Below are 25,928 nucleotides of genomic sequence, written 5' to 3'. Positions count from 1 at the left end.
CATCAGGCGGAGAGTTCTTCGATGAGGAAGCTTTCCAAAGCGACCGGATCGACATCCTTCGCGACGAAGGCCTGACCGATGCCATGCGTCAGGATGAAGGTCAGGCGCTCGCGGCTGACCTTCTTGTCCTGGCGGATCGCGGCCATCAAATCCGGCACGGACAACGCCTCGCCCGGAATCTGATCGACCCGCGTCGGGAGGCCCGCCGCGCGAAGGTGCGCCGATGCCCGCTCCGCATCCTGGCCCCGGCAAAGCCCGAGCCGGACCGAGAAGCGATGCGCCATCGCCATGCCGATGGATACGCCCTCGCCATGGACGAGCCGCTCCGGATCGTAGCGAACGGCCTTTTCCAAGGCGTGGCCGAAGGTGTGGCCGAGATTGAGAAGGGCGCGGCGGCCTTCCTCGCGCTCGTCCTCGGCGACCACCGCCGCCTTCGCCCGGCAGCTTTCGGCAATCGCCTCGGCCCGCGCCTGTCCCCCTTCGAAGATCTCGGCGCGCTTGCGCTCCAGCCATTCGAAGAAGTCCGGCCGGTCGATCAGGCCGTATTTGGCAACCTCCGCATAGCCGGCTGCAAACTCGCGGGGCAACAAGGTGTCGAGCACCTCCGTATCGGCGAGAACGAAGCCCGGCTGGTGGAACACGCCGACGAGGTTCTTGCCCTGCGGCGAGTTGATGCCGGTCTTGCCGCCGACGGAGGAATCGACCTGCGCCAGAAGCGTGGTCGGCACCTGGATGAACTGCATGCCGCGCCGGACGATGCCGGCGACGAAGCCGGAAAGATCGCCGATCACCCCGCCGCCGAAGGCGATCACGGCGTCACCCCGCTCCAGGCGCGCATGGATCACCTTTTCCACGACTTCCTGAAGATGGGTGTAGCTCTTGGTGGTTTCGCCGGCCGGCAGGACGATCTCGGTCGCCTGGATTCCGGCCTCCGAAAGCGATCGCATGAAACGGGCGAGATGCAGGCCCGCCACCGTCGCGTCGGTGACGACGGCGGCGCGAAGTCCGGGAAAGCGCGACGCGATCTCCGCGCCCGCCCGCTCGATCAGGCCCTGACCGATCAGGATGTCGTAGCTGCGCTCCCCGAGCTCGACGCGTACCGTTTCCACCGAACCGTCCTTCACGCTCTCGCCATCTCTTCGAGGTGCCCGGTTCCCGGCAGGTGCCGGTCGAGCGCCGCGACGATCTCCTCGGCCACGACCTCGCGCTTGACGTTGCGCGAATGGACGTTGACGTCGGCCAGCCCGTAGACGGGATAGCGCTTCTCCATGAGGTCGCGCATGGTGGCGCGCGGGTCGGCCGTTTTCAGAAGCGGGCGGTTGCCGCGCCGCATGACGCGCTCCATCAAGGTGTCGAGATCGGCTTTCAGCCAGACGGTGACGGCGGAGCCGAGAAGGGCTGCGCGCGTCGCCTCCGCCATGAAGGCCCCGCCGCCGGTCGCCACGATCTGCGGGCCTTCGGCGGCGAGCCGCGTCACGACCCTGGCTTCCAGCGCACGGAACTCCGCTTCGCCATAGGCGGCGAAGAGTTCGGCCACCGTCATGCGGGACGCGGCCTCGATCTCGTTGTCGCTGTCGAAGAAAGGCAGGGACAGCCTTTGCGCCAAGCGGCGGCCGACCGTCGACTTGCCGGCGCCCATGAGCCCGACCAGCACGACGGAACGCGAGCCGAGCCGCGTCACGATATCCTCCGCCTTTGGCAGGCTGCCTTGTTTCATGGAACGAAGAACTCCTCCTCTTACCGGGGAACAGCAATTCGTGCCGAGCGTCAAGTTCTGGTGCCGCCGCGACACAGGTCTGGTCTCTCCTGACCTCGCAGGGGCGGCCATGCCTTGCGCGTTTTTCCACGGTCGGCGAAGAGGTTGCGGGAAGCCATTGAAACACCGCTGAGGGATATCCCGGCCCGCCAATGCCAACCCTCGTCCGCCTCCTCAGCACGATCGCCCTTCTCGCCGGCATTGTTCTGGCCGTGATGACCGCGCTCGTTTATTTGGTGGAGCCTGTGCCTCATCGCGTCGTCATCGACGTGCCCCTGACGCTTCCGGGCGACAGCGCGGAAGCGGTCGGCGAGAACATCACCCAGTGAGTGCCGCTTCGGGTCGCGCCGGCCTCGATATCGAGTCCTTTCTCGAGATGATGGCGGCCGAGCGGGGCGCGGCGCTCAACACGCTGTCCGCTTATCGCCGGGATCTGGAGGACGTCGCGGTCTTTCTCGCCGCCAAAAAACGGTCCTTATCGCTCGCCGATGCGGAGGACGTGCGGGCCTATGTCTCGCATCTGTCCGCCCAGGGCTTCGCTGCATCCAGCCAAGCGCGGCGGCTGTCCTCGCTCCGCCAGTTCTTCAAGTTCCTTTATGCCGAGGGAATGCGGACCGACGATCCGATGGGGACGATCGAATCGGCGAGGAAAGCGCGGCCTCTGCCCAAGATCCTGTCGGAGGAGGAGGTGGACCGGCTGCTGGGCTGCGCCGCTGCGGAGGCTGCGCGCGACGATCTTGCGCCCACCGCCGTCGCCCGTGCCCGCCGGATGAACGCGCTCGTGGAAATCCTCTACGCGACGGGCCTGCGCGTTTCGGAACTCGTCAGCCTTCCGCGCTCGGTGCTGCGCTCGAAGAGCCGGATGATCGTCGTGAACGGCAAGGGCAACAAGGAACGCATGGTGCCGATCGGCGAACGGGCGCGCGATGCGTTGGCCGCCTTCGGTGAGGCGACACGCGCGCTCGGCAAGCCGGCGACCGGCGAGGTCTGGCTGTTTCCGGCTTTGTCCGAAAGCGGACACATGACGCGGCAGGCCTTCGCGCGTGACCTGAAGGATCTGGCGGTCAAGGCCGGCATTTCCCCGGCGCGGGTGTCTCCGCATGTCCTGCGCCACGCCTTCGCCAGCCATCTCCTGCAGAACGGCGCCGATCTTCGCGCCGTGCAGGAACTTCTCGGCCATTCCGATATCTCCACGACGCAGATCTATACCCACGTCCTTGAGGAGCGCTTGATCCGCCTCGTTTCCGACCATCATCCGCTGTCGGAAGCGGCGCGGGACTGAGCCGTTTCTTGACAGCGGGGTCAGGGTCCTTCATGTGCCGGGCAACCAAGCAGGTCCGATGCACAACTATCTCGATTTCGAAAAGCCGGTCGCCGACCTCGAAAGCCAGATCCTCGCGCTGAAGGGCCTTGGCGGCGGCGGTGACAGCGTCGATGTCAGCGAAGAGATCAAGCGTCTCGAAACGCGCTCGCGCGAGGCGCTGACCGATCTCTACAAGAAGCTGACGCCCTGGCAGAAGACGCAGGTCGCGCGCCATCCCGACCGGCCGCATTGCGTCGACTACATCGCCCGGCTCATCACCGATTTCACGCCGCTGGCCGGCGACCGCTACTTCGCCGAGGATCATGCGGTGATCGCGGGCTTCGGCCGTTTCGAAGGCGAATCGGTCGCTGTGATCGGGCAGGAAAAGGGCTCGGACACCCAAACCCGCATCAAGCACAATTTCGGCATGGCGCGGCCGGAAGGCTACCGCAAGGCCGTGCGCATCATGGAACTGGCGGATCGCTTCAAGATCCCGGTCCTCACCCTCGTCGATACGGCCGGCGCTTATCCCGGCATCGGCGCGGAAGAGCGCGGACAGGCGGAAGCCATCGCGCGCTCCACCGAGGCTTGCCTCAATCTGAAGGTTCCGCTCGTATCCGTGGTGATCGGCGAGGGCGGTTCGGGCGGGGCCATCGCGCTCGCCACCGCCAATCGCGTCCTGATGCTGGAACACGCGATCTACAGCGTGATCTCGCCGGAAGCGGGTGCCTCCATTCTTTGGCGCGACGCCACGCGCTCGCGCGACGTGGCGCAGGCGATGAAGATCACGGCGCAGGACCTCAAAGGCTTCGGCGTGATCGATGAGATCGTGTCCGAGCCGATCGGCGGCGCGCATCGCGAGCCGGACGCCGTGATCGAGCAGACGGGCGAAAGGCTGCAGGCCGCGCTCGTGGACCTCGGCGGTCTCGACGGCGACGCGCTGCGGCGCCAGCGCCGCGAGAAGTTCCTGTCGATCGGGCGCGAACTTTAAGTTTTCGACCGGGCGTGGCTTTTCGGTAACGCCGTCCGACTCCTCAAATTCGCCGTCGTCGTTCACAATAGGACGCGACGGAGCCGGAGCGATCCGGTTTCACGGAACCGACCGCGAGGGGATTTGCGGGGTTAACGTTCCGTTTACGCGACGGGTGCAAAAAGGCCGAAGAACCCTGCCATCCATCCGGCAGGTCCGAGAGGGGAAGGGCATGCGGGTCGGACGCCTTGCGAGAATGGCTATGCTCGGAATGACGCTGATGGCCGTCGCTTCCTGCCAGAAGGGGGGCGCCGATCTCGGCGACCTTCTCGGCGCGGCCGCGCCCATCCCGCCCAAGCTCATGGCCGAGATCAAGGCCAAGGACATGGGCGGCAAGTCGCCCATCCTGGTGCGGCTCTACAAGGAAGAATCGCAGCTCGAAATCTGGAAGCAGAAGAGCAACGGCGAATATGCTGTTCTGAAGACCTATTCGATCTGCGCCTGGTCCGGAAAGCTCGGCCCCAAGAAGACGGCGGGCGACCGCCAGGCGCCGGAAGGTTTCTACACCGTCGCGCCGGGCCAGATGAACCCGGATTCGCAGCACCATCTCGCCTTCAACATCGGTTATCCGAACCAGTTCGATAAGGTGAATGGCGGCACCGGCGAGCATCTGATGGTGCATGGCTCGTGCAACTCGTCCGGCTGCTACGCCATGGACGACTGGCAGATGGAAGAGCTCTACGCGCTCGCCCGCGAAGCCTTCGCCGGCGGCCAGCGCTCGTTCCAGATCCAGGCCTATCCGTTCCGCATGACCCCTAAGAACATGGCGCGCCATCGCCAGTCCGAGCACTACGCTTTCTGGAAGGTGCTGAAGGAAGGCTCCGACCGCTTCGAGTTGACGAAGAAGCCGGTGACGGTGGGCGTTTGCGAAAAGCGCTACGCCTTCGATCCCAAGCTCGGCGAAGGGCAGGTGCTGCTGCCGACCGGGCCTTGCCCAACCGAAGAAGAGCCGGTGAACGTCGCCGCCAAGCGCATCGCGGACGAAGCCGAGGAGGAAAAGCTCTTCGCCACCATGAAGCCCACCGACTTCGCGACCGTCTCCACCTTCGCCTATAAGCCGGGCATGCCGATCACGGCGGAAGCCTATGCCGCCGAGCAGCATCGCCGGCCGGGTTTCGACCGCCTTGGCAAGCCGGTCGAGGAAAAGCGCCGCAGCGTCTTCGCCCCGATGACGACGCCCTAAGAAGCGTCGTCTTCCTCTTAGAACCGGGGACAGAACCTAGCGGAGGAGGGCTGATGAGGACTTTTCGTTCCTGGCGAGGCGCCGAGCGCAGTCCATGCAGCGCATGGGCGAGCATCGGCAACGGTCCGAAGGACGGGCGAGACAAGCGGCTCGCCCCGCAGGGGGCGGAAAGGCCCGTCAGACCGACCCGTTGGGTTCTGTCCCCGGTTCTTATAGGCTATCTGAAAAATCCTCGGGTCGGTTCGACGGGTCTTTTCCGCCGCCGCATCGTCACCGATCCTCGCCGATGCCGCCGGCATCGACTGCGTTCGGCTCCTTGCGGACGACGAAAAATCCCTCGTCGCCCCTCCGCCGGGGACTTCTCAGACAGCCTCTTATCGAACGGGAAGGCGAAGGCCGATAGCGCCGGCCTTCTCGAAGGTCACGGTCAGCGAGACTTCGCCGCCGGCCCGGAAGGGCTGAAGCACGTTTCTGAAATCCACGAAGACATCGTCCGGGCTCATCCGAAGGGTCTGACCGGGCGCCAGCGTCAGGTCGCCGGCGGGCGCGAGCGTCCCGTCCGGGCCCTTCCGGTAAAGCCGCGTTTCGCGGCTCGACGGGGAGGACAGAGCCGTGATGCGATCGGGCTCGGGGCCGCGATTGGTGATCGTCAGATAGGCCTGTCCGGCCGAGGTGCCGGCGGCAACGGGTTTCGCCGAACCGTCCTCGACGCGGATCGCGCCTCTAACGACGGGCTGGAAGGCCGTTCCCATCGCAGCGAGCGGGTTGCCTTCAGCCCCGGCACCAGCCGGGGCGAGGAGGGTGGCGGCAAGAATCGCCGCCGTGGCCGTGCCGAGCCGGGCAGCGTGCCTCACGCCTGAACCGCGTAGGCGCCGTGGCAGTGCTTGAACTTCTTGCCGGAACCGCAGGGGCAGGGCTCGTTGCGCCCGATATGACCCCATGTCTCCGGCTTGTCCGGATCGACCACCAGCCGCTCGGCTTCCGGCGGATTGAAGTCCGCCGACAGGATGCGGCCGCCCTCGCCGAACTCGTCCTGGCCGGTCGTGACGTCGATATGATGCGCTTCCATCGGGGGCAGGGGCGCTTGCGCCTCTTCGTCCTGGCGCATCAGTTCGACGCGGGCGAGTTGCTGCGTCACGCGCTCGCGCATCGTGCCGAGCATCGACTGGAAGAGCTCGAAGCTTTCCGACTTGTACTCGTTCAAGGGATCGCGCTGCGCGTAGCCGCGGAAGCCGATCACCGAGCGCAGGTGGTCGAGATTGACGAGATGCTCGCGCCAAAGGGCATCGATGGTCTGGAGAACGACGGAGCGCTCCACATAGGCCATGACTTCCGCGCCGAACCGCTCTCCCTTCTCGGCCGACGCCTTATCGGCGGCTTCCGTGAGGCGCTGGCGGATATCGCTTTCGTCGATGCCTTCTTCCTCCGCCCAGGCCTTGATCGGCAGGTCGAGGTTCAAAAGCTCCTGCGTTTCCGCCTGGAGTTCGGTTGTCGACCACTGTTCGGGGTAGGCGCGCTCGGGAATATGGCGCGCGACGAGACCCTCGATCGTCGCGTGGCGCATGTCGGTGATGGATTCGGTCAACCCTTCCGCATCCATCAGTTCGAGCCGCTGCTCGAAGATGACCTTGCGCTGGTCGTTCATCACGTCGTCGTATTTCAGAAGGTTCTTGCGGATGTCGAAGTTGCGCGCCTCGACCTTCTTCTGCGCCTTTTCCAGAGCCTTGTTGATCCAAGGGTGGATGATGGCCTCGTCTTCCTGCAGGCCGAGGCGCTGGAGCATCGTGTCCATGCGCTGCGATCCGAAGATGCGCATGAGATCGTCTTGGAGCGACAGGTAGAACTTCGACTGGCCGGGATCGCCCTGACGGCCGGAGCGGCCGCGAAGCTGGTTGTCGATGCGCCGCGATTCGTGGCGCTCGGTGGCCAGAACATAGAGGCCGCCGGCCGCCAGCGCTTCTTCCTTCAAGCGCTGGATGTCGGCCTCGATCTCCTTGATCCTGGCCTCGCGTTCCGGCCCTTCCGGCACCTCGGACAATTCGTGCTCGATCCGCATCTCCAGATTGCCGCCGAGCTTGATGTCGGTGCCGCGCCCGGCCATGTTGGTGGCGATCGTCACCGCGCCGGGAACGCCGGCCTGCGCGACGATATAGGCTTCCTGCTCGTGGTAGCGCGCGTTCAGAACCTGGAAGCCGGTCATGCCGTCCTTCTTCAGGCGCTCGGCGAGATATTCGGACTTCTCGATGGAGGTCGTGCCGACGAGGATCGGCTGGCGGCGCTCGGCGGCCGTTTTGATCTCCTTGACGATCGCACGGTACTTCTCTTCGGCGGTGCGATACACCTCGTCGTGGTCGTCGATGCGCTTGACGGGCAGGTTGGTCGGCACCTCGATCACGTCGAGGCCGTAGATGTCGCCGAACTCGGACGCTTCGGTGGACGCCGTGCCCGTCATGCCGGCGAGCTTGTCGTACATGCGGAAGTAGTTCTGGAACGTGATGGAGGCGAGAGTCTGGTTCTCGGGCTGGACCGTGACGCCTTCCTTGGCTTCCAGCGCCTGATGGAGGCCTTCGGAGAAGCGGCGGCCCGGCATCATGCGGCCGGTGAACTCGTCGATGATGACGATCTCGTCGCCCCGCACGATGTAGTCCTTGTCGCGCTGGAAGAGCTTGTGGGCCTTCAACGCGTTGTTGACGTGGTGGACGACGGCGACGTTCTCGATGTCGTAGAGCGACGAGCCGTGGAGATGGCCGGCGGCTTCCAGCATCCGCTCAAGCTTCTCGGTGCCGTCCTCGGTGAAGGACACCTGCCGCTGCTTCTCGTCGAGTTCGAAATCCTCCGCGCCGAGCTGCGGAATGAAGCCGTCGATGAGGCGATAAAGGTCGGAGCGGTCGTCCAGCGGGCCGGAAATGATGAGCGGCGTGCGCGCTTCGTCGATGAGGATCGAGTCCACTTCGTCGACGATGGCGAAGAAGTGTCCGCGCTGCACCATCTGGCCGCGCTCGTACTTCATGTTGTCGCGCAGGTAGTCGAAGCCGAGTTCGTTGTTGGTGGCGTAGGTGATGTCGCAGGCATAGGCCGCGCGACGCTCCTCATCGGTGAGGCCATGGACGATCACGCCGACGGACAGGCCGAGGAAGCGATAAACCTTCGCCATCCATTCGGCGTCGCGCTGGGCGAGATAGTCGTTGACGGTGACGACGTGGACGCCCTTGTCGGCCAGAGCGTTCAGATAGACCGGCAGGGTGGCGACGAGGGTCTTGCCTTCGCCGGTGCGCATTTCCGCGATGGCGCGCGAATTCAGAACGATGCCGCCGATCATCTGAACGTCGAAGTGACGCATGCCGAGCGCGCGTCTTGCGCCTTCGCGCACGGTGGCGAAGGCGGGAATCAGAAGGTCGTCGAGGGACGTTCCCGCCGCGACCTTCGCCTTGAACTCGGCCGTGCGGGCGCGAAGCTGGTCGTCGGTCAGCTTTTCGAGCTCGGGCTCGAGCGCGGCGATCGCCTTGATCGCGGCTTCGTGGCGACGCACCACCCGGTCGTTGGACGAGCCGAAGATCGCGCGCGCGATGGAGCCGAAACTGACCATGAATTGGCCTTTCCAAAGAGAGCTCGGATGGAGCCCAGGCATGCCGGATGCCGAAAGACCGCGCCTCGCGTCGCCTGGGCCGTCGCGGCGACAAGGGCAACGACGGTCTCCCGATAAACGGGACCGACGGCCTGTCGATGCCTCTCCTTCGACGGGCACCGCGCGGCGCAAGGGCGGCTGGACTTCGGCGGCGCCGGAGAGATAAGAGGGGGTCAAAGCGATGTCAATCTCGCGCGAAGGCATGGTCGTGGCCTCGAAAAGACCGTAATGGCGGCACTTCCAGCCTTTCTTGAGGTTCGGCACCCGGCCGTGACCTCCCGATCGTTTCCCCAAAGGAACCACTTCTTCATGACCCGTTCGCTTGCCCACCTTCTCGCAGCCTCGGCGCTCGCCCTCGTCGGTTTTGGTGGAACCGCCTTCGCCGCCGATGGCGACGTGGTCGCCAAGGTGGGCCCGTCCGCCATCACCGAGAAGGATCTCAGCCTCGCGGAAAGCGATCTCGGCGAGCAGTTCGCGCAGATGCCGCCCGAGCAGAAGCGGCTCGCCGTTCTGTCCGCGCTGATCGACATCAAGGCGCTGGCGCAGGAAGCCGAGAAGGCCAAGCTTCAGGACGACGCCGAGGTGAAGGAGCGCATCGCGTTCCTGCGCGAGCGCGCGCTTCACAACGCCTATTTCCAGAAGCAGGGCGTCGACGGCATCACCGACAACGAGTTGAAGGCGCGCTACGACGCCGAGGTGGCGAAGGTGAAGCCCGTGGACGAGATCCACGCCAAGCACATTCTGGTCAAGACCAAGGAAGAAGCTGACGCCGCCATCAAGGAACTCGACGCCGGCAAGAGCTTCGACGAGGTCGCCAAGGAGAAGTCTTCCGGCCCGTCCGGTCCCGAAGGCGGCGATCTCGGCTTCTTCGGCCCCGGCCAGATGGTGCCGCCCTTCGAGAAGGCCGCCTTCGCGCTTCAGCCCGGCCAGTACACCAAGGAGCCGGTGCAGACCCAGTTCGGCTGGCACGTCATCCAGGTGGTCGAGAAGCGTCCGCAGGAACTGCCGAAGTTCGACGACGTGAAGGATCAGCTTCGTCAGCTCGTCATGCGCGAGAAGTACGTGGAACTGGTGAAGAAGGCCCGCGACGACGTGAAGGTCGATTACGTCGACCCGAAGCTGAAGGCGCAGGTCGAAGCGATGGAAAAGGCCGCCAAGGACGGCGCTCCCGCTCCCGGCGGCGAGGCTCCGTCTGCCGTTCCGACGCCCGCGCAGTAAGAAACCGCACACCTTCCAAGGACGACGCCGCCCATGGCCGCAAACGCCCCGATCTCGCCGCTTGCCCCCAAGACCTATCCGGAAATGCCGGAGATCCGAGGGCTTCGCATCGCGACGGCGGAAGCGGGCATCAAGTATCGGGGCCGCACCGACCTGATGCTGATGGTGCTGGACGAGGGAACGAGCGTCGCGGGCGTCTTCACGCGTTCGCGCTGCCCTTCGGCGCCGGTGGACTTCTGCCGCGGCAACCTGTCCGGCGGACGGGCGCGGGCGCTGGTGGTGAATTCCGGCAACGCCAACGCCTTCACCGGCAAGCGCGGCCGCGAGGCGACGGCGGTGACGGCCGAGGCCGCCGCCAAGGCCGTCGGCTGCGATCCGAGCGAGGTGTTTCTGGCATCCACCGGCGTCATCGGCGAGCCGCTCGACGCCGCGAAGTTCTCGGGGCTCCTCGAAGGCCTCGGGGCAGAGGCCGTGTCCAACCGGTGGCGCGACGCCGCAGAGGCCATCATGACCACCGACACCTATCCGAAGGTGGCGACCCGCCGCGTTTCGTTGGGCGGTCGGCCGGTCACGATCAACGGCATCGCCAAGGGCGCTGGCATGATCGCGCCCGACATGGCGACCATGCTCTCGTTTCTGGCGACGGACGCCGCGATCGCCCCAGCCGCTCTGCAGGACATGCTGCGCTTGGGCGTGGAGCCGAGCTTCAACTCGGTCACGGTGGATTCCGACACTTCCACCTCCGACACGCTGCTTTTCTTCGCCACGGGCGCGGCCGGCAACGACCTCGTATCCTCCGCCGACGATCCGTCGCTCGCGGAGTTCAAGACGGCGCTGTCTGAACTCCTCCTCGATCTCGCGCGGCAGGTCGCTCGCGACGGCGAGGGTGCGCGCAAGGAAATCCAAGTGAGCGTGCGCGGCGCGGAAAGCGATGCCTCCGCCAAGCGCATCGCGCTCTCCATTGCCAATTCGCCGCTGGTGAAGACGGCGGTGGCGGGCGAGGACGCCAATTGGGGCCGCGTCGTCATGGCAGTCGGCAAGTCCGGCGAGCCGGCCGACCGCGATCTCCTGACGATCTCCTTCGGGGATATCCGCGTCGCCCATCACGGCGAGCGCGATCCCAGCTACGACGAGGCTGCCGCCTCCGCCGCCATGAGGCAAGAAGAAATTCGCATCGGCGTCGATCTCGGATTGGGCGGGGGCGCCTGGACCGTTTATAGCTGCGATCTCACCAAGGCCTATGTCGAGATCAATGGCGATTACCGAAGCTGAGGCGCTGCACCGGCTCGCCATCATCCGCCGCCTGGAAGCCGCGAGCTTTCGCGCCTTTCCCGCGACGAGCACGGTTTACGACGGCACCTGGGCGGTGCGGCTGACGGGCAGCTACGGGGCCAAGCGGCTGAATTCCGTCAACCCGCTCGACCCGTCGGACCATCTCGACGTCGCGGCCCGCATCGAGCGGGCGCGGGCGCGCTTCGACGCGGCCGGCCGGCCGCTCCTGTTCCGCTTGTCGCCGCTCGCGCCGCAGGCACTGGTGGACCATCTCGATGCGGAAGGCTGGTCGGCCTTCGACCATTCGGTGGTCTTCATGGCGGAACTGGCCGAAGCGGCCCTCGACGTACGGGTGGAGCGCATTCCGATGCGCGATCTTCCCCGCTATGTCGCGGCGAGCCTTTCCGTTCACGACAAGCCTCTCGACCAGAGCGAGGGCTTGTCGGAGGTGCTGACGGCCATCAAGCCGCCGGCGGCCTTCTTCGTGCAGGAATGCCCGCGCGGCGAGCCGATCGCCGTCGCCATGGCGATCCACGACAACGACTTGGCCGGCGTTCTCGACGTCGCGGTCTCGCCCGACTGGCGACGCCAGGGCATTGCCCGCGATCTCGTCGCCAACGCCCTGCGCTATACGGCGCTCAAGGGCGCGCGGATCGGCTGGCTTCAGGTGGAAGCGGCGAACGAGGCGGGCATCGCGCTTTATCGCGGGCTCGGCTTCCGCGAGGCCTATCGCTATGTCTACCGGGCTCCGCCGGGCGATGCGCGTTGAGAAACGGTTGACCATGACACGCAAGAAACTCGTGCTCGTCGTCGCCTGCGCGCTGATCGACGCGGACAACCGCGTGCTCGTCGCCGAGCGGCCGGCCGGCAAATCGCTGGCGGGCCTGTGGGAGTTTCCGGGAGGCAAGGTGGAGCCCGGCGAAGTGCCGGAGGCTTCGCTGATTCGCGAACTCAACGAGGAACTCGGCATCGTGACGCAGGTCGCCTGTCTCGCGCCGCTGACCTTCGCGAGCCACGAATACGAGACGTTTCATCTACTTATGCCGCTCTACGTCTGCCGACGCTTCGAAGGCATACCGCAGGCGCGGGAAGGGCAGCGCCTGCGCTGGGTCCGCGCGGGCGCGTTGCGCGATCTGCCGATGCCGCCGGCCGACGCGCCGCTGATCCCGTTCCTGACTGATCTCCTGGGGTAAACGCGCCCGCCCGCGAATGCGGCAAAAAGGCCGTAAACGCCCGCGCCCATGCTTAAAGCCTTCTTCACCGCTCCGGCGCAATTGTCCGTACCCAAGCGAAGCCTTGAGGCGGACAAGGCGGTGGACGAGGGTTCAAGACATGAAACGACCGGCCAGACCAAGAAGGGGGCGTCGTGGCACGCTCGCCGAAGCGCGGCGCGGGTTGACGCGCGCGCTTCTTCTTTTCGGCTCCATCGGCGCGGCCTTGATCCTCATCGTCGTGCCTGACAGCGCCCGCCATGGGCGCGACGAGGGCGACGCAGAGCCGGTGCTGGACCGCACGATGACGGGTTCCGTCGATACCGCAAAGGACCACGATCCCCAGGAATGGGCCGATGCACGGAGCGATGCCGGCCCTTGTCTCATGTTCCCTGACGGGACGCAGCGCGGAGCCTGCCAATGAGAATCGCCACCAAGGAAAAACTGCGCCGCTTCGCGGGGTCCGAAACGGCGGCGGTCGCCATGGAATACGGGCTGATCGTTGGATCGATCTCCTTCGCCGTTCTGGCGGGCTTCGGCGCGGTGAACACCGAACTCACCCGCCTTCTCGCCGCGCTCGCGGCCGTTTTCCACGGCTGAGCGGAAGGTTCAGCCGAGGTCCTCGGATCGGTCGCGCAGGGCATCGGCGAGGCTCGCCTTCGCCGATCCGGGCTTCAAGGGCTTCTGCTGGCTTTCGTGCGGCTTCCAGCCGGACAGGTAGACAACGTCGAAGGTGGCGCGCACCCGCCCGTCGCGGTCCGAAAAGCGCTCCGCATAGATGGCGGCCGCGCGCAGGAAAAGCGCGCGGGACGGGGGACGGCGGCTTCGCTCCACCAGCATGTTGGTGGAGCCGATCGCGCGAAGGTCGCGCATCAGCGCGAACATGGAATCGTAGCGCACCGTCAAGCGGTCCTGGTCGGCGACGGGCAACGCGAAGCCGGCCCGCTGCAGAAGGGCTCCTGCGTCCCGGACATCGATAAAGGGTGCGACGCGCGGGGACGCGCCGCCGGTGAGTTCGGTTTCCGCGGCCAGAAGCGAGGCGCGCAATTCGCCGAGCGTTTCGCCGCCGAGCGTCGCGCCGAGGAATAGGCCGTCCGGCTTCAAGGCCCGCCGGATCTGGATCAGGGCGCCGGGCGTGTCGTTGGTGAAATGGAGGGCCAGGGGCGAGACGACGAGATCGAGGCTGTCGCCTTCGAGCGGCAGGAATTCGTCGTCGGCGACGAGCGCGTTCGGCCAGCCGCTCAGGAGTGCCGGGTCGCGCTCGATGCGCAGAAGCTCGTCGGTTTGCCCGCTGTTGCGGATCAACGCCGCCGTTTCGCCCGTATGACCGCCGATCTCCGCAGCCTTGGCGAAACGGCGCTCCACCAGCGACAAGCGTTCGGCCAACTCCGAGGCGACCGCGCGAAGAAGATAGCGCGCGCCTTCGTCATTGTTCTTCAGCGCCCTGAGACGTCGGCGGTCGAGAAGCGCGCGGTCGAAGACATGGGCGGCGCCGCTCGTGCGGCTTTGGTCGGATGAGGTCGTCGGCATGGGATTGTAGCTGCAGGGAAAGCTTGTATCGTCAAGTCCGATATGGGGAGCGTGAAGCGGGCGAATGGGCGGAGATTGGCGCTTGGGTCCTATCATGGCGGGGCTGGCGGACGCGATCTTTCCCCCGGCCTGCGCTCTTTGCCGCTAGGCGGTTTCTCGGACCCATGCGCTTTGTGGGCCCTGCTGGGGCCGGATGCGCTTCATCGAACGCCCCTTCTGCGAGCGTCTCGGCACGCCTTTCGCCCGCGATCCGGGGGAGGGCGCGGTGTCGCCGGAAGCCATCGCCGATCCGCCGCGCTTCGAGCGGATGCGCGCCGCTCTTCTTTACGACGAAGCGGCGGGGCGGATGGCATCGGCCCTCAAATACGGCGATCGGGGCGAACTCGCTCCCTTGATGGCCGGTTGGATGGGGCGTGCCGGGGCCGAGCTTCTCATCGACGCCGATTGCGTCCTGCCCGTGCCGCTTCACCGCTTCCGCCTTCTCCGCCGACGCTTCAACCAGTCGGCCGAGCTTGCCCGGCGCATCGCGAAGGCGGACGGTCGCCCTTATCGACCGCTCGCTCTCGTGCGCACCCGGCACACGCGCCGGCAGGTCGGGCTCGGCTCCACGCAGCGGCGCGACAATGTGCGCGGAGCTTTCCTCGTCCCCGAGAAGCACCGCGCCGCGATCCGCGACAAGCGCGTGCTTCTGGTGGACGACGTGTTCACCACCGGCGCAACGATCGATGCGGCGACGCTGGCGCTTCTTCGCGGCGGGGCCAAGGCGGTGGACGTCCTCGTCTTCGCCAGGGTTGCAGGCCCTTCATGAACCGTCCATATCCCGCTCGATCGATCACCGAAGTGAACACCATGGCCGAAGTCACCATCTATACGCGCGAGTTCTGCGGCTACTGCGCCCGTGCCATCCAGCTTCTGAAGAAGAAGGGCGTCGAGTTCGACCAGAAGGACGCGACCTATTCGCCGGAACTGCGCGAAGAGATGATCCAGCGCTCCAAGGGCGGCAGCACCTTCCCGCAGATATTCGTGGGCGCCACGCATGTCGGCGGCTGCGACGATCTCTACGCCCTGGACCGTGCCGGCAAGCTCGATCCGCTTCTCGCAGCTTGATCCTTTCGGAGCGCTCGCACCATGACCGTTCTCACCGCAGCCGTTCTTCAGATGCGTTCGGGCACCGACCCCCGGCGCAACGTTTCGGCCATGCGCGAGCTGGTAGCCGAGGCGGCTGGGCAGGGCGCGACCTATCTCCAAACGCCGGAAATGACGGGCATGGTGCAGCGGGACCGGGACGGGCTGATGGCCGAGATCCGCGCGGAAGGGGAGGACCCCGTCCTCCTCGCCGCGTCCGAGCTTGCCGCCACGCACAGCGTCCATATCCATGTCGGCTCGGTCGCCGTGCTTCTGCCCGACGGCCGCGTGGCGAACCGCTCCGTCCTGTTCGGCCGGGACGGCGCGGCGCTCGCGTCCTACGACAAGATCCATATGTTCGACGTCGATCTGGCGAACGGCGAAAGCTGGCGCGAATCGCGCACCTATCGACCGGGCGAGGCGGCGGTGGTCACCGACCTCGATCTTGGCGATGGCGCGGCGCGTCTCGGCTTCGGCGTTTGCTACGACATGCGCTTTCCACAGCTCTTCCAGGCAGAGGCTCTGGCGGGGGCGGAGATCCTGACCGCGCCGGCCGCCTTTACGCGCCAGACCGGCGAAGCGCATTGGCACGTGCTCCTGCGCGCCCGTGCGATCGAGAACGGCGCCTTTGTCGTCGCCGCAGCGCAAGGCGGCGTCCACGAGGACGGGCGCGAGACGTACGGGCATTCGATCGTGATCAATCCCTGGGGCCGGATCGTCGCGGAGGTCGTGGGAAGCGAGCCGGGGATCGCGCTGGCGCGCATCGACACGTCCGAAGTGGCCGCCGCGCGTCAGCGCATTCCGAACCTGAAGAATGCGCGGCCCTTCGAGCGACCGCCGGAGGCGGCTGCGTGATCACCTATGCCCTGCGCTGCACGCCCAGTGAGCACGGCTTCGACGGCTGGTTTCGCTCCAGCGACGATTTCGAGCGCCAGCGGGGTCTCGGCCTCGTCCTCTGCCCCGTCTGCGGTTCGGCGAAAATCGAAAAGGGGCTGATGGCGCCGGCCGTTTCCGGGACGCGCGAAACGCCGGATGCGGCCGCGACGTTCGCCAAGCTCCAGGCGATGTCGCGGGAATTGCGCTCGAAGTCCGAATATGTCGGCAACCGCTTCGCCGAAGAAGCGCGCCGCATCCATTACGGCGAGAGCGAGGTGCGCGGCATTTATGGCGAGGCGAGCGGACCGGAAGTGAAGAGCCTCGCACAGGAAGGCATTTCCGCCATTCCGTTGCCCCCGCTGCCCGAAGACAAGAACTGACATCATGGCCAAGATCTGGGCGAAGGCCCCGTCTCCCTGCATCGACGTGTGCAAGTTCCGGGATGAAGGGCACTGCATCGGCTGCCTGATGACCAAGCCGGAAAAGAAGCGGTTCAAGCGCCTGAAAGGCAAGGCGGAGCGTCGCCCGTTCTTCGAGATGCTGCGCGACCGGCTCGTCGCCAAGGACCGCTACGCTTATTGGTCGCGGATGTATCGGCGGCGCTGCGCGAAAAAAGGCGCCGAATGTCCGCTCGACAAGCTCGAAGGGGTGGAAGAACAGAATCAAGCAGCCTAGATCGGAATCATTCCAATCTGTCTGAGAGAAGCACCATGGGCGATCGTTTCGCCGATGCGCCATCCCCCTGCATCGACATCTGCAAGTACAAGCGGCAAGGCCGCTGCGTCGGCTGTTCGATGACCAAGATGGAGAAGGATTCCTTCCCCCGCTCGGGAAGCGGCGAGGCCAAGAAGCGCTTCTTCGAGACCTTGCTCGCCCGGCTCGAAGCCGAGCACAAGAATCCGGCCTTTTGGATCATGAGCTATCGCCGCAAGTGCGAACTCGAAGGCGTGCCTTGTCCGCTCGATCTCAGCGAAGCGGTCGACGGGGAGGCTTGAAGGGGGCTCGGCGCCATCCTTCAAAACGACAACGCCCGCCGGGGAGGACCGGCGGGCGTCATATCTGTAAACCGTCCGTCCGATCAGGCGGCGGTGGACTTCAGGTGGGCGCGAAGCATCCAGGCGAACTTGTCGTGCTTTTCGATGCGGCCGGTCGCCAGATCGTTGGTCGCCCAGTCGCCATGCTGTTCGGCGACCTGCGCGAGGGAGGACAAGGTCGAGGACAGGGTTTCCTGATCCTTCATCAGCGCTTCGACCATGCCGCGAGCATCGGTCTTGCCGTCATGCTCCTCGATGGCGCTGCGCTGGAGAAACACGGAATAACGGCCTTCCGCATGGGCGTCGAAGGCCTTGATGCGCTCGGCCAGAAGGTCCTGCGCCTCGAAATGATCCTCGTAGATTTCCTGGAAAAGCTCGTGCAGCGAGCCGAAGCTCATGCCCGTCACGTTCCAATGGAAGTTCTGCGCCTTCATCGTCTCGACCGATGTTTCGGCCACGGCCTGCGTCAAGCCGTTGACGATCTCTTCCTTCGCCGTCGGCTCGATCTTCGCGGCAACCAGTCCCATCGTGAACTCCTCAAGCTTCGTTCGATCGTTTGGAATGATTCCAAACTAATCGCGTCGAACGCGCTTCGCAAGACCCTTTGGAATTATTCTAAACTAGGTCTCGGCGCGTCCCGGTGAGGGAGAACCAACGAAAGGCCGTCGTGGTTTCAGGCTTCTCCCATGGCGCGAACCATGCCTGCCGACAGGAAGCGCAGCCAGCGACGCGACATCGGTTCGATGCGCCAGGAGATCAGCGCGGCGGCGGCCTTTTCCTCGCCGCGACGCCACGCGGAAACGAGGCGAAGCAGCCAAACCTCGTCGTCGCTGAGATCGCGCGCACCGGGGCGATAGGTCACCATGGCGCCGCTTGCCCGGCTGTCCAGCCCGCGAAAGAAGGCGATGGCGAAACGTTCGAAGGAAACGCCGGTTTCGCCTGCCAGAAGGAAGCAGGCGCGCTCCAGATCGGGTTTGGGCGCGAGCCGACTGCGAAGCGCCATCCAGCGAAGCCGTTCGAGATCGATCCGCTCCGCTTCGCTCGGGTCCACCCGCTCGGCCAGACGCGCCGACGTCGGACAGCGAGGGAAGGCAAGCACCCGGCGAGGCTCGCCGGGATAGATGGCTGCTGGGGATGCGCTCATGCGGCTTTCCGAACCGGACCGCCAGTCGACGGTCCGTAAACTTGAGTGAGTTTGGCAGCTTCTACCAAGGTCGGCGTCGAAAGGAAACGCCCTTCGCGATTCAGGCCGGGCGGCGGGAAAGGGTCATGTAGTTGACGCTCGTGTCGCGCGAGCGGCGCCATTCGTCGGCGAGCGGATGGTACACCACGCCGACTTCCTCCAGCACCTGGAGGCCGGCCGCTTCCACCGGACGGCGGATCTCCTCCGGCCGCACGAGCTTCTCATAGGTGTGGGTGCCCTTCGGCAACCAGCCGAGGATGTTCTCCGCCGCGAAGATCGCGAGGCCATAGGCCTTCATCGTGCGGTTGATGGTGGCCAGAAGCAGGAGGCCGCCGGGCTTCACCATGGAGGTGCAGGACGACAGGAAGAGATCGACATCGGCGACGTGTTCCACGATCTCTAGCGCCAGCACAACGTCGAACCGCTCGCCGCCCGCTTCGATGGCTTCCGCCGTCGTGGCGCGGTAGTCCACCGGGACGCCGCTTTCAGCCGCATGGAGCCGGGCGACCTCGATATTGGTCGCGGAAGCATCGGCCGCGACCACTTTCGCGCCGAGCCGGGCCATGGGTTCGGAGATCAGGCCTCCGCCGCAGCCGATATCGAGAAGCGACAGGCCGTCGAACGGCGTCAGCGACTGTGGATCGCGGCCGAAATGGAGGCAGACCTGTTCGCGGATATAGCCGAGCCGCACCGGATTGAACTTGTGAAGCGGCTTGAACTTGCCCTTCGGGTTCCACCATTCGGCCGCAAGGCGCGAGAAGCGGTCGATTTCGCTCTGGTCGATCGTGCTTCCCGCAGACTCGTTCATTCCGATCTTTCCGCCTCGTTCCCTTGATGGGCGCTAAGGTTCGCTCGCGCCGCCCCAAGTCAAGCGGCAAAGCGTCACCCGAGGCGAATGAGACCGGCCCCGAGCGTCACGAGCGCGGCGGCGAAGAAGCGCCGCGCGCCGACGGGCTCCTTCAGAACGAGCGTCGCGATGGCGATGCCGAAGAGGATCGCGGTTTCCCGCAGGGCCGCGACGGAGGCGACGGGCGCCTGCGTCATCGCCCAAAGGGCAAGGCCGTAGGAGGCCAGCGTTCCAAAGCCGCCGAACAGCGCGGAGCGCCATTCGCGGCTGAGATGCCGGGCGAGATCGCGCCCCCGCAACAGCGCCATGCCCCCGACGAAGACGAGCGCGTTCAAGGTGAAGAGCCACAGGATGTAGCCGACCGGCGCTTGCGACACGCGCACGCCCGCGCCGTCCACCAGCGTATAGCCCGCGATCACGAACGCGTTCGACAAGGCGACGCCGCGTCCGGCCGTGGAGGCCTTGCCCCGCGCCTCCAAACTCAAGGACAGGACGCCGAGGCCGATCAGGGCGATTCCTGCGCCCATGCCGAGGGAGGGATGCTCGCCGAGGAAAAGCGCGCCGAACCCGGCGACCAGGAGCGGCGCCACACCCCGCATCAGTGGGTAGGTCCGGCTCATATCGGCGAGATGGTAGGCCTTGGCGAGAAGCGCGAGGTAGACGCATTGCAGCGCCGTCGACGCTGCCAGAAAAGGCCAGCTTGCCATTGCCGGAACGGGCGCGAAGGGGAGGGCGAGGGCGGAAAGGAGGCCCGCCGCGCCGACCACCCCGGTTGCCGACAGAAGCTTGTCGCCGGACGCCTTCACCACCGCGTTCCATGCCGCATGGAGCGCCGCCGCCAGAAGAACGATCCCGAAGACGGTGGTGGACATGGGCGAGGGTCAGGCGAGGCCGGGTGTCGGTTCGGGCCCTGGCGCGGGCGCAACGGACGGCGCGCGGGTCGCCGTGCCGACCTCGCGGATCATACTGTTGGCGAGTTCCCGCTCGCCCATCACCACGCGGTCGGCGCCAAGGCGCGCCAGATGCTCGACCTCGGCGTCGGAATGGGCTCTGGCGAGGATCAGGATGTTCGGATTGGCGTTGCGCGCTTGTTCCACGATCTGACCGGCCTCGAAGCCATTGGGAACGGCGACCACGATGGCGCGGGCGTGGGCGAGATTGGCGAGTTGCAGGACGTGCGGCGACGCCGCATTGCCCGCGATCGTCTCGATGCCCTCGTTGCGCAGGAGGCCGATGCGATCTTCCGAGTCCTCGATCACCAGGAAGGAACTGCCGGCGTCGCGAAGGCCGAAGCCGACGATGCTGCCGACGCGGCCGAAGCCGACCACCGCGATGTGATCCGTGAGCGTCGTCGGCACCACTGGCTGGTCCTCGGGTTCGGCAACGGGATGCACCTCCGGCGCCGGGGCCTCGGCGACGGGCGTTTCGGACGGGGGCAGGGTGCGATCAATGGAAAGTTCGGGATGCTCGGCATCGGCCGGACGCTCGGCCTCGGCCGTCGCAGCCTGCGGGCGCGCCCTGAGCATGCGCGCTTCGATACGCGGCTTTAGGCGTTCGCAAACAAAGAACACCATCGGGTTGAGGATGATGGAGATGATCGCGCCGGCCAGGATCAGGTCGCGGCCGGCTTCCGGCAGAAGGTTCAGCCCGACGCCGAGTTCGGCGAGAATGAAGGAGAATTCGCCGATCTGCGCGAGGCTCGCCGAGATGGTGAGGGCAGTGCCGATCGTCTTGCGGAAGGCAAGCACGATCACGAAGGCGGCGATCGACTTGCCGAGAACGATGATGAACACGGTGCCGAGCACCGGCAGCGGCTCGCGCAGGATGATCCACGGGTCGAACAGCATGCCGACCGACACGAAGAACAGAACCGCGAAGGCGTCGCGCAGCGGCAGGCTTTCCTGCGCGGCGCGGTGGCTGAGTTCGCTTTCGGCCAGCACCATGCCGGCGAAGAAGGCCCCGAGCGCGAGGCTGACGCCGAAGAGCTTCGCCGCCCCGAAGGCGACGCCGAGCGCGATGGCGAGGACGCCGAGGCGGAACAGTTCGCGCGACCCCGAATGGGCGATGTGGTGCAGCACCCAAGGGATGAAGCGCCGGCCCACCACGAGCATGAGGCCGACGAATACGGCGACCTTGGCAAGCGTGATCAGGATGGTGCCGACAAGACCGAGTTCGAGGCCGATCGAGCGGCTGACGAGGGTGACAAGCGGATCGCGCACACCGGTATCGCCGCCGGAGATGCTGGCCGCCGCCGGGATGAGGACGAGCGCCAGCACCATCGCGAGGTCCTCGACGATGAGCCAGCCGACCGCGATCTTGCCGCGCTCGCTTTCCACCAAACGCCGATCCTGCAGGGCTTTGAGAAGAACCACCGTGGAGGCGACGGAAAGCGCGAGGCCGAAAACCAAGCTGCCGCCCGTCGGCCAGCCGAGCAGCCAGCCGAGGCCCCAGCCGAGAAGCGTGGCGAAGGCGATCTGCGCGAGTGCCCCCGGCACGGCGATGCCGCGCACCGACAGGAGGTCCTTCAACGAGAAATGCAGGCCGACACCGAACATCAGAAGGATGACGCCGATTTCGGCAAGTTCGGAGGCGAGCTTCTGGTCGGCCACGAAGCTCGGCGTGTGCGGGCCGACGAGAACGCCGGCGATCAGGTAGCCGACGAGCGGCGGCAGGCGGAAGCGATTGGCCAGCGTGCCCAGAATGAATGCCAGTCCAAGGCCCGCCACGATCGTCGAGATCAAAGGGGTCGCGTGCGGCATTCGGGCATCTCCGGGATCGGCGGCGGAAGTGTCGGCGCATGTCGCGCGGCGGGCTTCTTCTCTATGGTATGCGCGGGCGAGCATGCCAACCGCCGAAGGCAAAACTTCTTCGCGGGGCGAGGCTCGTTCGGCCCGTGATGAGGACCGCCGGACGGCCTTGTCTCATGTCGTTCTTGCGACAAGGCGGCATATGGGCTATCCGGCGCCCGCCCGGAACGGCGTCGGGCGCTCGGCATATTCCTCAAGCCCCGGCTCTTTGATTCGCGGGCAGGCTCTCGGACCGATTTCGACCAGATGGCGCGTCTCGTACTCAAATTCGGCGGAACCTCGGTCGCCGACATCGATCGCATCAGAAACGTCGCGCGGCATGTGAAGCGCGAAGTCGATGCGGGCCATGACGTGGCCGTGGTGGTATCCGCCATGTCGGGCAAGACCAACGAACTGGTGGAGTGGTGCCGGCAGGCTTCGCCGATGCACGACGCGCGCGAATACGATGCGGTGGTTGCGTCCGGCGAGCTCGTGACCGCCGGCCTTCTGGCGATCGCGCTGCAGGCCATGGGCATCAACGCGCGTTCCTGGGCCGGATGGCAGATCCCGATCCGCACGGACGGCTCGCACGGCGCGGCGCGCATCGAATCGATCGATGGCTCGGAAATCGTCCGCCGCTTCGGCGAGGGCCAGGTGGCGGTGGTCGCCGGCTTTCAAGGGCTCGCCCCCGACAATCGCGTCGCGACGCTCGGGCGCGGCGGTTCCGACACCTCGGCGGTGGCGATCGCCGCCGCATTGAAGGCCGACCGCTGCGACATCTATACCGACGTCGACGGCGTCTACACGACCGATCCGCGCATCGAGCCGAAAGCGCGCCGCATGGGCAAGGTCGCCTTCGAGGAGATGCTGGAAATGGCGTCTCTCGGCGCCAAGGTGCTGCAGGTGCGCTCGGTGGAACTCGCCATGGTCCACAAGGTCCGCCTTTTCGTGCGTTCCTCCTTCGAGGACCCGGACGCCCCCGGCATGGGCGATCTCTTGAACCCGCCCGGAACGCTTATTTGCGACGAGGATGAAATCGTGGAAGCCCAGGTCGTCACCGGCATCGCCTACGCCAAGGACGAGGCGCAGATCTCGCTGCGGCGCGTCGAGGATCGTCCAGGCGTCGCCGCCGCCATCTTCGCGCCGCTGGCCGATGCCGGCGTCAACGTGGACATGATCGTCCAGAACATTTCCGAGGACGGCACGCGCACGGACATGACCTTCACGGTCCCGTCCGGCGATCTTCAGAAGGCGAACCTTCTTCTGGAAAAGGCCAAGCCCGAGATGCGCTTCGACACGCTTCAGTCGGAAACGGGTCTTACCAAGGTGTCGGTAATCGGCATCGGCATGCGCTCGCATACGGGCGTTGCGGCCACGGCCTTCCGCGCGCTCGCCAGCCGCGGCATCAATATCCGCGCGATCACCACGTCGGAGATCAAGATCTCGATCCTGATCGACGGCGAATTCACCGAGCTCGCGGTCCGCACGCTTCATTCGGCCTACGGTCTCGACAAAGCCGAGGGTTGAGCGTCTATAGGCTGATCGGACCGCGCGGCGCCTGAGGGCGCCCCGCGCGATCCGGCCGGGTCGACGGCCCGTTCCGACCGTTGCTTGGACTTTGCGCCTTTGCCGAGAAGCGATTCGTCCGGACCTCGGGTCCTTCTGCGCCGCATACGGGAGCTCATGGCCGAGCCTCTCGACGCGCAAGCGCGTCTCGACGCCATCGTGCGCCAGATCGCCGCCAACATGGTGGCGGAGGTTTGCTCCCTTTACGTCCTGCGCGCCGACGGGGTGCTCGAACTCTACGCCACCGAGGGCCTCAATCCCGGCTCCGTCCACCATGCGCAGTTGAAGCTCGGCGACGGGCTCGTCGGCACGATCGCCGCGACCGCGCGCCCGCTCAATCTCGCCGAAGCGCAGAAGCATCCCGCCTTCACCTTCATTCCCGGCACCGACGAGGAAGGTTTCAACGCCTTTCTCGGCGTGCCGGTCCTGCGCGCAGGGCGAACGCTCGGCGTTCTCGACGTGCAGAACCGCGCCACCCGCACCTATCGCGAGGAGGAAGTCGAGGCGCTCGAAACCGTCGCGATGGTGGTCGCCGAACTGATCGCGGCCGGCAGCCTCGAAGGCTTGTCGCGGCCGGGCGTCGTTCTCGATCTGTCGCGGCCGGTGAGCTTCAAGGGCATTCCGCTCGCCGACGGCATCGGGCTCGGCCACGTGGTTCTCCACGAGCCGCGCGTCGTGGTCACCAACCTCTTCAACGAGGATGCCGAGACCGAGATCGGCCGGCTGGAGGACGCGCTGGGTTCCTTGCGCATCTCCATCGAGGACATGCTGGCGCGGCGCGAGATGGCGGCGGAAGGCGAGCATCGGGCGGTCCTGGAGGCCTATCGCATGTTCGCCCACGACCGGGGCTGGGCGCGGCGGCTGGAAGAAGCGATCCGCAACGGCCTGACGGCCGAAGCTGCGGTGGAGAAGGTGCAGAGCGACATGCGCGCGCGCATGATGCACACGCCCGACCCCTATATCCGCGAGCGGATGCACGATTTCGACGACCTCGCCAATCGTCTTCTGCGCCAGCTTATCGGCTCAAAGGGCGAGCTTCTCGACGGCGACGGGCCGAAGGACGCGATCATCGTCGCGCGCTCCATGGGCGCGGCCGAGCTTCTGGATTATCGCCGCGAGCAGATCCGCGGCCTGATCCTGGAGGAAGGCACGCAAACGAGCCACGTCGTGATCGTGGCCCGCGCGCTCGGCATTCCCGTCATCGGGCAGGCGATGGGCGCCGTGTCGATGTCGGAAAACAACGACGCGATCATCGTGGACGGCGACGACGGTTCGGCGCACCTGCGCCCACCGGCCGATGTCGAGCGGACCTATGTGGAAAAGGTCCAGTTCCGCGCGCGGCGGCAGGAGCAATATCGCGCGCTGCGCGAGCGGCCGGCCGAAACGAGCGACGGCACGCCGATCTGGCTGAACATCAATGCCGGCCTGATGGTGGACCTGCCGCAGCTTCGCGATTCGGGCGCGGCGGGCATCGGCCTGTTCCGCACCGAACTTCAGTTCATGATCGCTTCCTCCATGCCGAGGGCGAGCGAGCAGCAGAGCCTTTATTCGGCGGTTCTGGATGCGGCCGGCGACAAGCCCGTGACCTTCCGCACGCTCGATATCGGCGGCGACAAGGTTCTGCCCTATCTCAGCCAAACGCCGGAAGAGAACCCGGCGCTCGGCTATCGCGCGATCCGCCTGGCGCTCGACCGGCCTGGCCTGATGCGCACGCAGCTTCGCGCGCTTTTGAAGGCGGCGGCGGGCCGGGAACTGCGCGTCATGTTCCCTATGATCACCGAACTCGACGAGTTGCGGCAGGCGCGCGACCTCATCAACCGCGAGTTCCAGTATCTGACGAAGTTCGGCCACGTGATGCCGCGCCGCTTGAAGATCGGCGCGATGATCGAGGTGCCTTCGCTCCTGTTCCAACTGGACGAGTTGATGGGGCTCGTGGATTTCGTGTCCATCGGCTCGAACGACCTGTTCCAGTTCTTCACGGCGACCGATCGCGGCAATGCGCGGATCGCCTCGCGCTTCGATCCCTTGTCCGTGCCGTTCTTCCTGGCGCTGAAGCAAATCCTCGACGCAGGTGCGCGCCACGGCGTTTCCGTCACGCTTTGCGGGGAACTCGCCGGCAAGCCGCTGTCCGCCATGGCCTTGATCGGCCTCGGCTTCCGGTCCATCTCCATGACGCCCTCGGCCATCGGCCCGGTGAAGGCGATGATCGTCGCCGTGGACCTCGTTCGGTTGGAGGAAGCCATGGCCGAGATCATCAAGGCGGGGAGCCGTCCCGGCTCGTCCGTGCGTGAGCGGCTCGAAGCCTTCGCCGAAAGCAACGGCATCCCGCTTTAGCGACGGTTTTCGCCGAACCCTCGCTGCTTCACCCGGTTGTGCCGGGACT

At 66.1% G+C, this 25,928-nt stretch carries 28 protein-coding genes and 1 pseudogene; 19 read left to right on the top strand and 10 right to left on the bottom strand.

What is annotated here, in order from left to right; translation table 11 throughout:
- Positions 1-2: 2 nt before the first annotated feature.
- Together aroB and F9929_RS24525 are read right to left on the bottom strand one after the other, a co-directional pair.
- A complete protein-coding gene (gene aroB / locus F9929_RS24530; RefSeq protein ID WP_235919415.1) occupies positions 3-1,124 on the bottom strand; it encodes a 3-dehydroquinate synthase in 1,122 nt (373 codons plus the stop codon).
- Positions 1,121-1,717: a shikimate kinase gene (locus F9929_RS24525; RefSeq protein WP_235919413.1), complete on the bottom strand. Its 597-nt coding sequence runs from the start codon at positions 1,715-1,717 to the stop codon at positions 1,121-1,123. Before F9929_RS24525 ends, aroB begins: the two co-directional genes overlap by 4 nt.
- A 191-nt stretch (positions 1,718-1,908) precedes the next feature.
- On the opposite strand from F9929_RS24525, the gene F9929_RS18345 reads away from it, so the two are divergent.
- The 4 genes from F9929_RS18345 (at position 1,909) to F9929_RS18330 (ending at position 5,272) form a co-directional block, all read left to right on the top strand.
- Complete coding sequence (locus tag F9929_RS18345) at positions 1,909-2,085, top strand: histidine kinase (protein ID WP_152048007.1); 177 nt, start codon at positions 1,909-1,911, stop codon at positions 2,083-2,085.
- On the top strand, positions 2,082-3,038 hold the full coding sequence (gene xerD, locus F9929_RS18340) for a site-specific tyrosine recombinase XerD (RefSeq protein ID WP_268915671.1): 957 nt from the start codon (positions 2,082-2,084) through the stop codon (positions 3,036-3,038). Before F9929_RS18345 ends, xerD begins: the two co-directional genes overlap by 4 nt.
- A gap of 58 nt (positions 3,039-3,096) precedes the next feature.
- The gene (locus tag F9929_RS18335; protein ID WP_152048006.1) at positions 3,097-4,050 is read left to right on the top strand and encodes an acetyl-CoA carboxylase carboxyltransferase subunit alpha; all 954 of its coding nucleotides are present in this window, start codon (positions 3,097-3,099) and stop codon (positions 4,048-4,050) included.
- Positions 4,051-4,285: 235 nt separating this feature from the next.
- On the top strand, positions 4,286-5,272 hold the full coding sequence (locus F9929_RS18330) for a L,D-transpeptidase family protein (protein WP_152048005.1): 987 nt from the start codon (positions 4,286-4,288) through the stop codon (positions 5,270-5,272).
- 374 nt (positions 5,273-5,646) lie between these two features.
- Here F9929_RS18330 and F9929_RS18325 read toward each other — a convergent pair whose 3' ends face one another.
- Positions 5,647-6,126, bottom strand: a complete 480-nt coding sequence (locus tag F9929_RS18325; RefSeq protein WP_193227824.1) for a copper chaperone PCu(A)C — start codon at positions 6,124-6,126, stop codon at positions 5,647-5,649.
- Positions 6,123-8,858 carry a preprotein translocase subunit SecA gene (gene secA / locus F9929_RS18320; protein ID WP_152048003.1) on the bottom strand — a complete coding sequence of 912 codons (2,736 nt, stop codon included), beginning with the start codon at positions 8,856-8,858 and terminating at the stop codon, positions 6,123-6,125. Before secA ends, F9929_RS18325 begins: the two co-directional genes overlap by 4 nt.
- A 348-nt stretch (positions 8,859-9,206) precedes the next feature.
- Between secA and F9929_RS18315 the strand changes: the two genes are divergently transcribed.
- The 6 genes from F9929_RS18315 (at position 9,207) to F9929_RS18290 (ending at position 13,198) form a co-directional block, all read left to right on the top strand.
- The gene (locus F9929_RS18315) at positions 9,207-10,115 is read left to right on the top strand and encodes a peptidylprolyl isomerase (protein WP_152048002.1); all 909 of its coding nucleotides are present in this window, start codon (positions 9,207-9,209) and stop codon (positions 10,113-10,115) included.
- A 33-nt stretch (positions 10,116-10,148) separates the two neighbouring features.
- Entirely contained in the window at positions 10,149-11,387 is a 1,239-nt protein-coding gene (gene argJ, locus F9929_RS18310) for a bifunctional glutamate N-acetyltransferase/amino-acid acetyltransferase ArgJ (RefSeq protein ID WP_152048001.1), read from the top strand.
- Positions 11,368-12,156, top strand: coding sequence for a GNAT family N-acetyltransferase (locus F9929_RS18305; RefSeq protein ID WP_235919412.1), 789 nt, complete (start codon positions 11,368-11,370; stop codon positions 12,154-12,156). The genes argJ and F9929_RS18305 overlap by 20 nt, the downstream gene beginning before the upstream one ends.
- Before the next feature lie 13 nt (positions 12,157-12,169).
- On the top strand, positions 12,170-12,580 hold the full coding sequence (locus F9929_RS18300) for a (deoxy)nucleoside triphosphate pyrophosphohydrolase (RefSeq protein ID WP_407922255.1): 411 nt from the start codon (positions 12,170-12,172) through the stop codon (positions 12,578-12,580).
- A gap of 139 nt (positions 12,581-12,719) precedes the next feature.
- On the top strand, positions 12,720-13,022 hold the full coding sequence (locus F9929_RS18295; RefSeq protein ID WP_152047998.1) for a hypothetical protein: 303 nt from the start codon (positions 12,720-12,722) through the stop codon (positions 13,020-13,022).
- The gene (locus F9929_RS18290) at positions 13,019-13,198 is read left to right on the top strand and encodes a Flp family type IVb pilin (RefSeq protein WP_152047997.1); all 180 of its coding nucleotides are present in this window, start codon (positions 13,019-13,021) and stop codon (positions 13,196-13,198) included. The genes F9929_RS18295 and F9929_RS18290 overlap by 4 nt, the downstream gene beginning before the upstream one ends.
- A 9-nt stretch (positions 13,199-13,207) precedes the next feature.
- On the opposite strand, the gene F9929_RS18285 is transcribed toward F9929_RS18290, so the two are convergent.
- Positions 13,208-14,128: a methyltransferase domain-containing protein gene (locus F9929_RS18285; RefSeq protein WP_152047996.1), complete on the bottom strand. Its 921-nt coding sequence runs from the start codon at positions 14,126-14,128 to the stop codon at positions 13,208-13,210.
- A gap of 166 nt (positions 14,129-14,294) precedes the next feature.
- Between F9929_RS18285 and F9929_RS24745 the strand changes: the two are divergent.
- The 7 genes and pseudogenes from F9929_RS24745 to F9929_RS18255 all read left to right on the top strand — a co-directional run.
- Positions 14,295-14,366, top strand: a pseudogene (locus F9929_RS24745) (double zinc ribbon domain-containing protein); the annotation flags it as partial.
- Positions 14,367-14,435: 69 nt separating this feature from the next.
- Positions 14,436-14,936 (top strand): ComF family protein, encoded by a 501-nt coding sequence (locus tag F9929_RS18280; RefSeq protein WP_328596007.1) that lies wholly within the window; start codon positions 14,436-14,438, stop codon positions 14,934-14,936.
- Positions 14,937-14,977: 41 nt separating this feature from the next.
- Positions 14,978-15,235 (top strand): glutaredoxin 3, encoded by a 258-nt coding sequence (gene grxC, locus F9929_RS18275; protein ID WP_152047995.1) that lies wholly within the window; start codon positions 14,978-14,980, stop codon positions 15,233-15,235.
- 21 nt (positions 15,236-15,256) lie between these two features.
- Positions 15,257-16,108 carry a carbon-nitrogen hydrolase family protein gene (locus F9929_RS18270; RefSeq protein ID WP_152047994.1) on the top strand — a complete coding sequence of 284 codons (852 nt, stop codon included), beginning with the start codon at positions 15,257-15,259 and terminating at the stop codon, positions 16,106-16,108.
- Positions 16,105-16,509: a DUF1178 family protein gene (locus tag F9929_RS18265; protein WP_152047993.1), complete on the top strand. Its 405-nt coding sequence runs from the start codon at positions 16,105-16,107 to the stop codon at positions 16,507-16,509. Before F9929_RS18270 ends, F9929_RS18265 begins: the two co-directional genes overlap by 4 nt.
- Positions 16,510-16,513: 4 nt before the next feature.
- Positions 16,514-16,804 carry a DUF1289 domain-containing protein gene (locus F9929_RS18260; RefSeq protein ID WP_152047992.1) on the top strand — a complete coding sequence of 97 codons (291 nt, stop codon included), beginning with the start codon at positions 16,514-16,516 and terminating at the stop codon, positions 16,802-16,804.
- A gap of 35 nt (positions 16,805-16,839) precedes the next feature.
- The gene (locus tag F9929_RS18255) at positions 16,840-17,124 is read left to right on the top strand and encodes a DUF1289 domain-containing protein (RefSeq protein WP_152047991.1); all 285 of its coding nucleotides are present in this window, start codon (positions 16,840-16,842) and stop codon (positions 17,122-17,124) included.
- 83 nt (positions 17,125-17,207) lie between these two features.
- Here the strand turns inward: F9929_RS18255 and F9929_RS18250 are convergent, their stop codons facing one another.
- The 5 genes from F9929_RS18250 to F9929_RS18230 all read right to left on the bottom strand — a co-directional run bounded on the left by F9929_RS18250 (position 17,208) and on the right by F9929_RS18230 (position 21,952).
- Complete coding sequence (locus F9929_RS18250) at positions 17,208-17,690, bottom strand: Dps family protein (protein WP_152047990.1); 483 nt, start codon at positions 17,688-17,690, stop codon at positions 17,208-17,210.
- A gap of 146 nt (positions 17,691-17,836) precedes the next feature.
- Positions 17,837-18,307: a hypothetical protein gene (locus F9929_RS18245; protein ID WP_152047989.1), complete on the bottom strand. Its 471-nt coding sequence runs from the start codon at positions 18,305-18,307 to the stop codon at positions 17,837-17,839.
- A 100-nt stretch (positions 18,308-18,407) separates the two neighbouring features.
- On the bottom strand, positions 18,408-19,154 hold the full coding sequence (gene ubiG, locus F9929_RS18240) for a bifunctional 2-polyprenyl-6-hydroxyphenol methylase/3-demethylubiquinol 3-O-methyltransferase UbiG (RefSeq protein ID WP_152047988.1): 747 nt from the start codon (positions 19,152-19,154) through the stop codon (positions 18,408-18,410).
- A 74-nt stretch (positions 19,155-19,228) separates the two neighbouring features.
- Entirely contained in the window at positions 19,229-20,065 is an 837-nt protein-coding gene (locus F9929_RS18235; protein ID WP_152047987.1) for an EamA family transporter, read from the bottom strand.
- Positions 20,066-20,074: 9 nt separating this feature from the next.
- Positions 20,075-21,952, bottom strand: coding sequence for a cation:proton antiporter domain-containing protein (locus tag F9929_RS18230; protein ID WP_152047986.1), 1,878 nt, complete (start codon positions 21,950-21,952; stop codon positions 20,075-20,077).
- 294 nt (positions 21,953-22,246) lie between these two features.
- Between F9929_RS18230 and F9929_RS18225 the strand changes: the two genes are divergently transcribed.
- Positions 22,247-23,506 (top strand): aspartate kinase, encoded by a 1,260-nt coding sequence (locus F9929_RS18225; protein WP_152047985.1) that lies wholly within the window; start codon positions 22,247-22,249, stop codon positions 23,504-23,506.
- A gap of 156 nt (positions 23,507-23,662) precedes the next feature.
- A complete protein-coding gene (gene ptsP, locus F9929_RS18220; RefSeq protein WP_152047984.1) occupies positions 23,663-25,879 on the top strand; it encodes a phosphoenolpyruvate--protein phosphotransferase in 2,217 nt (738 codons plus the stop codon).
- Positions 25,880-25,928 lie beyond the last annotated feature (49 nt).

It is taken from the genome of Aureimonas psammosilenae (genome assembly GCF_009176975.1).
Classification (GTDB): Bacteria; Pseudomonadota; Alphaproteobacteria; order Rhizobiales; family Rhizobiaceae; genus Plantimonas; species Plantimonas psammosilenae.
This window is presented reverse-complemented; position numbering and strand designations above follow the sequence as displayed.

Bases quoted from the DNA above. Each gene is read 5' to 3' on its own strand.
- F9929_RS24525 (WP_235919413.1), bottom strand. From the start codon at position 1,717: ATGAAACAAGGCAGCCTGCCAAAGGCGGAGGATATCGTGACGCGGCTC.
- F9929_RS18345 (WP_152048007.1), top strand. From the start codon at position 1,909: ATGCCAACCCTCGTCCGCCTCCTCAGCACGATCGCCCTTCTCGCCGGC.
- F9929_RS18335 (WP_152048006.1), top strand. From the start codon at position 3,097: ATGCACAACTATCTCGATTTCGAAAAGCCGGTCGCCGACCTCGAAAGC.
- F9929_RS18330 (WP_152048005.1), top strand. From the start codon at position 4,286: ATGGCTATGCTCGGAATGACGCTGATGGCCGTCGCTTCCTGCCAGAAG.
- secA (WP_152048003.1), bottom strand. From the start codon at position 8,858: ATGGTCAGTTTCGGCTCCATCGCGCGCGCGATCTTCGGCTCGTCCAAC.
- F9929_RS18315 (WP_152048002.1), top strand. From the start codon at position 9,207: ATGACCCGTTCGCTTGCCCACCTTCTCGCAGCCTCGGCGCTCGCCCTC.
- argJ (WP_152048001.1), top strand. From the start codon at position 10,149: ATGGCCGCAAACGCCCCGATCTCGCCGCTTGCCCCCAAGACCTATCCG.
- F9929_RS18305 (WP_235919412.1), top strand. From the start codon at position 11,368: ATGGCGATTACCGAAGCTGAGGCGCTGCACCGGCTCGCCATCATCCGC.
- F9929_RS18300 (WP_407922255.1), top strand. From the start codon at position 12,170: ATGACACGCAAGAAACTCGTGCTCGTCGTCGCCTGCGCGCTGATCGAC.
- F9929_RS18295 (WP_152047998.1), top strand. From the start codon at position 12,720: ATGAAACGACCGGCCAGACCAAGAAGGGGGCGTCGTGGCACGCTCGCC.
- F9929_RS18290 (WP_152047997.1), top strand. From the start codon at position 13,019: ATGAGAATCGCCACCAAGGAAAAACTGCGCCGCTTCGCGGGGTCCGAA.
- F9929_RS18285 (WP_152047996.1), bottom strand. From the start codon at position 14,128: ATGCCGACGACCTCATCCGACCAAAGCCGCACGAGCGGCGCCGCCCAT.
- F9929_RS18280 (WP_328596007.1), top strand. From the start codon at position 14,436: ATGCGCGCCGCTCTTCTTTACGACGAAGCGGCGGGGCGGATGGCATCG.
- grxC (WP_152047995.1), top strand. From the start codon at position 14,978: ATGGCCGAAGTCACCATCTATACGCGCGAGTTCTGCGGCTACTGCGCC.
- F9929_RS18270 (WP_152047994.1), top strand. From the start codon at position 15,257: ATGACCGTTCTCACCGCAGCCGTTCTTCAGATGCGTTCGGGCACCGAC.
- F9929_RS18260 (WP_152047992.1), top strand. From the start codon at position 16,514: ATGGCCAAGATCTGGGCGAAGGCCCCGTCTCCCTGCATCGACGTGTGC.
- F9929_RS18255 (WP_152047991.1), top strand. From the start codon at position 16,840: ATGGGCGATCGTTTCGCCGATGCGCCATCCCCCTGCATCGACATCTGC.
- F9929_RS18250 (WP_152047990.1), bottom strand. From the start codon at position 17,690: ATGGGACTGGTTGCCGCGAAGATCGAGCCGACGGCGAAGGAAGAGATC.
- F9929_RS18245 (WP_152047989.1), bottom strand. From the start codon at position 18,307: ATGAGCGCATCCCCAGCAGCCATCTATCCCGGCGAGCCTCGCCGGGTG.
- ubiG (WP_152047988.1), bottom strand. From the start codon at position 19,154: ATGAACGAGTCTGCGGGAAGCACGATCGACCAGAGCGAAATCGACCGC.
- F9929_RS18235 (WP_152047987.1), bottom strand. From the start codon at position 20,065: ATGTCCACCACCGTCTTCGGGATCGTTCTTCTGGCGGCGGCGCTCCAT.
- F9929_RS18230 (WP_152047986.1), bottom strand. From the start codon at position 21,952: ATGCCGCACGCGACCCCTTTGATCTCGACGATCGTGGCGGGCCTTGGA.
- F9929_RS18225 (WP_152047985.1), top strand. From the start codon at position 22,247: ATGGCGCGTCTCGTACTCAAATTCGGCGGAACCTCGGTCGCCGACATC.
- ptsP (WP_152047984.1), top strand. From the start codon at position 23,663: ATGGCCGAGCCTCTCGACGCGCAAGCGCGTCTCGACGCCATCGTGCGC.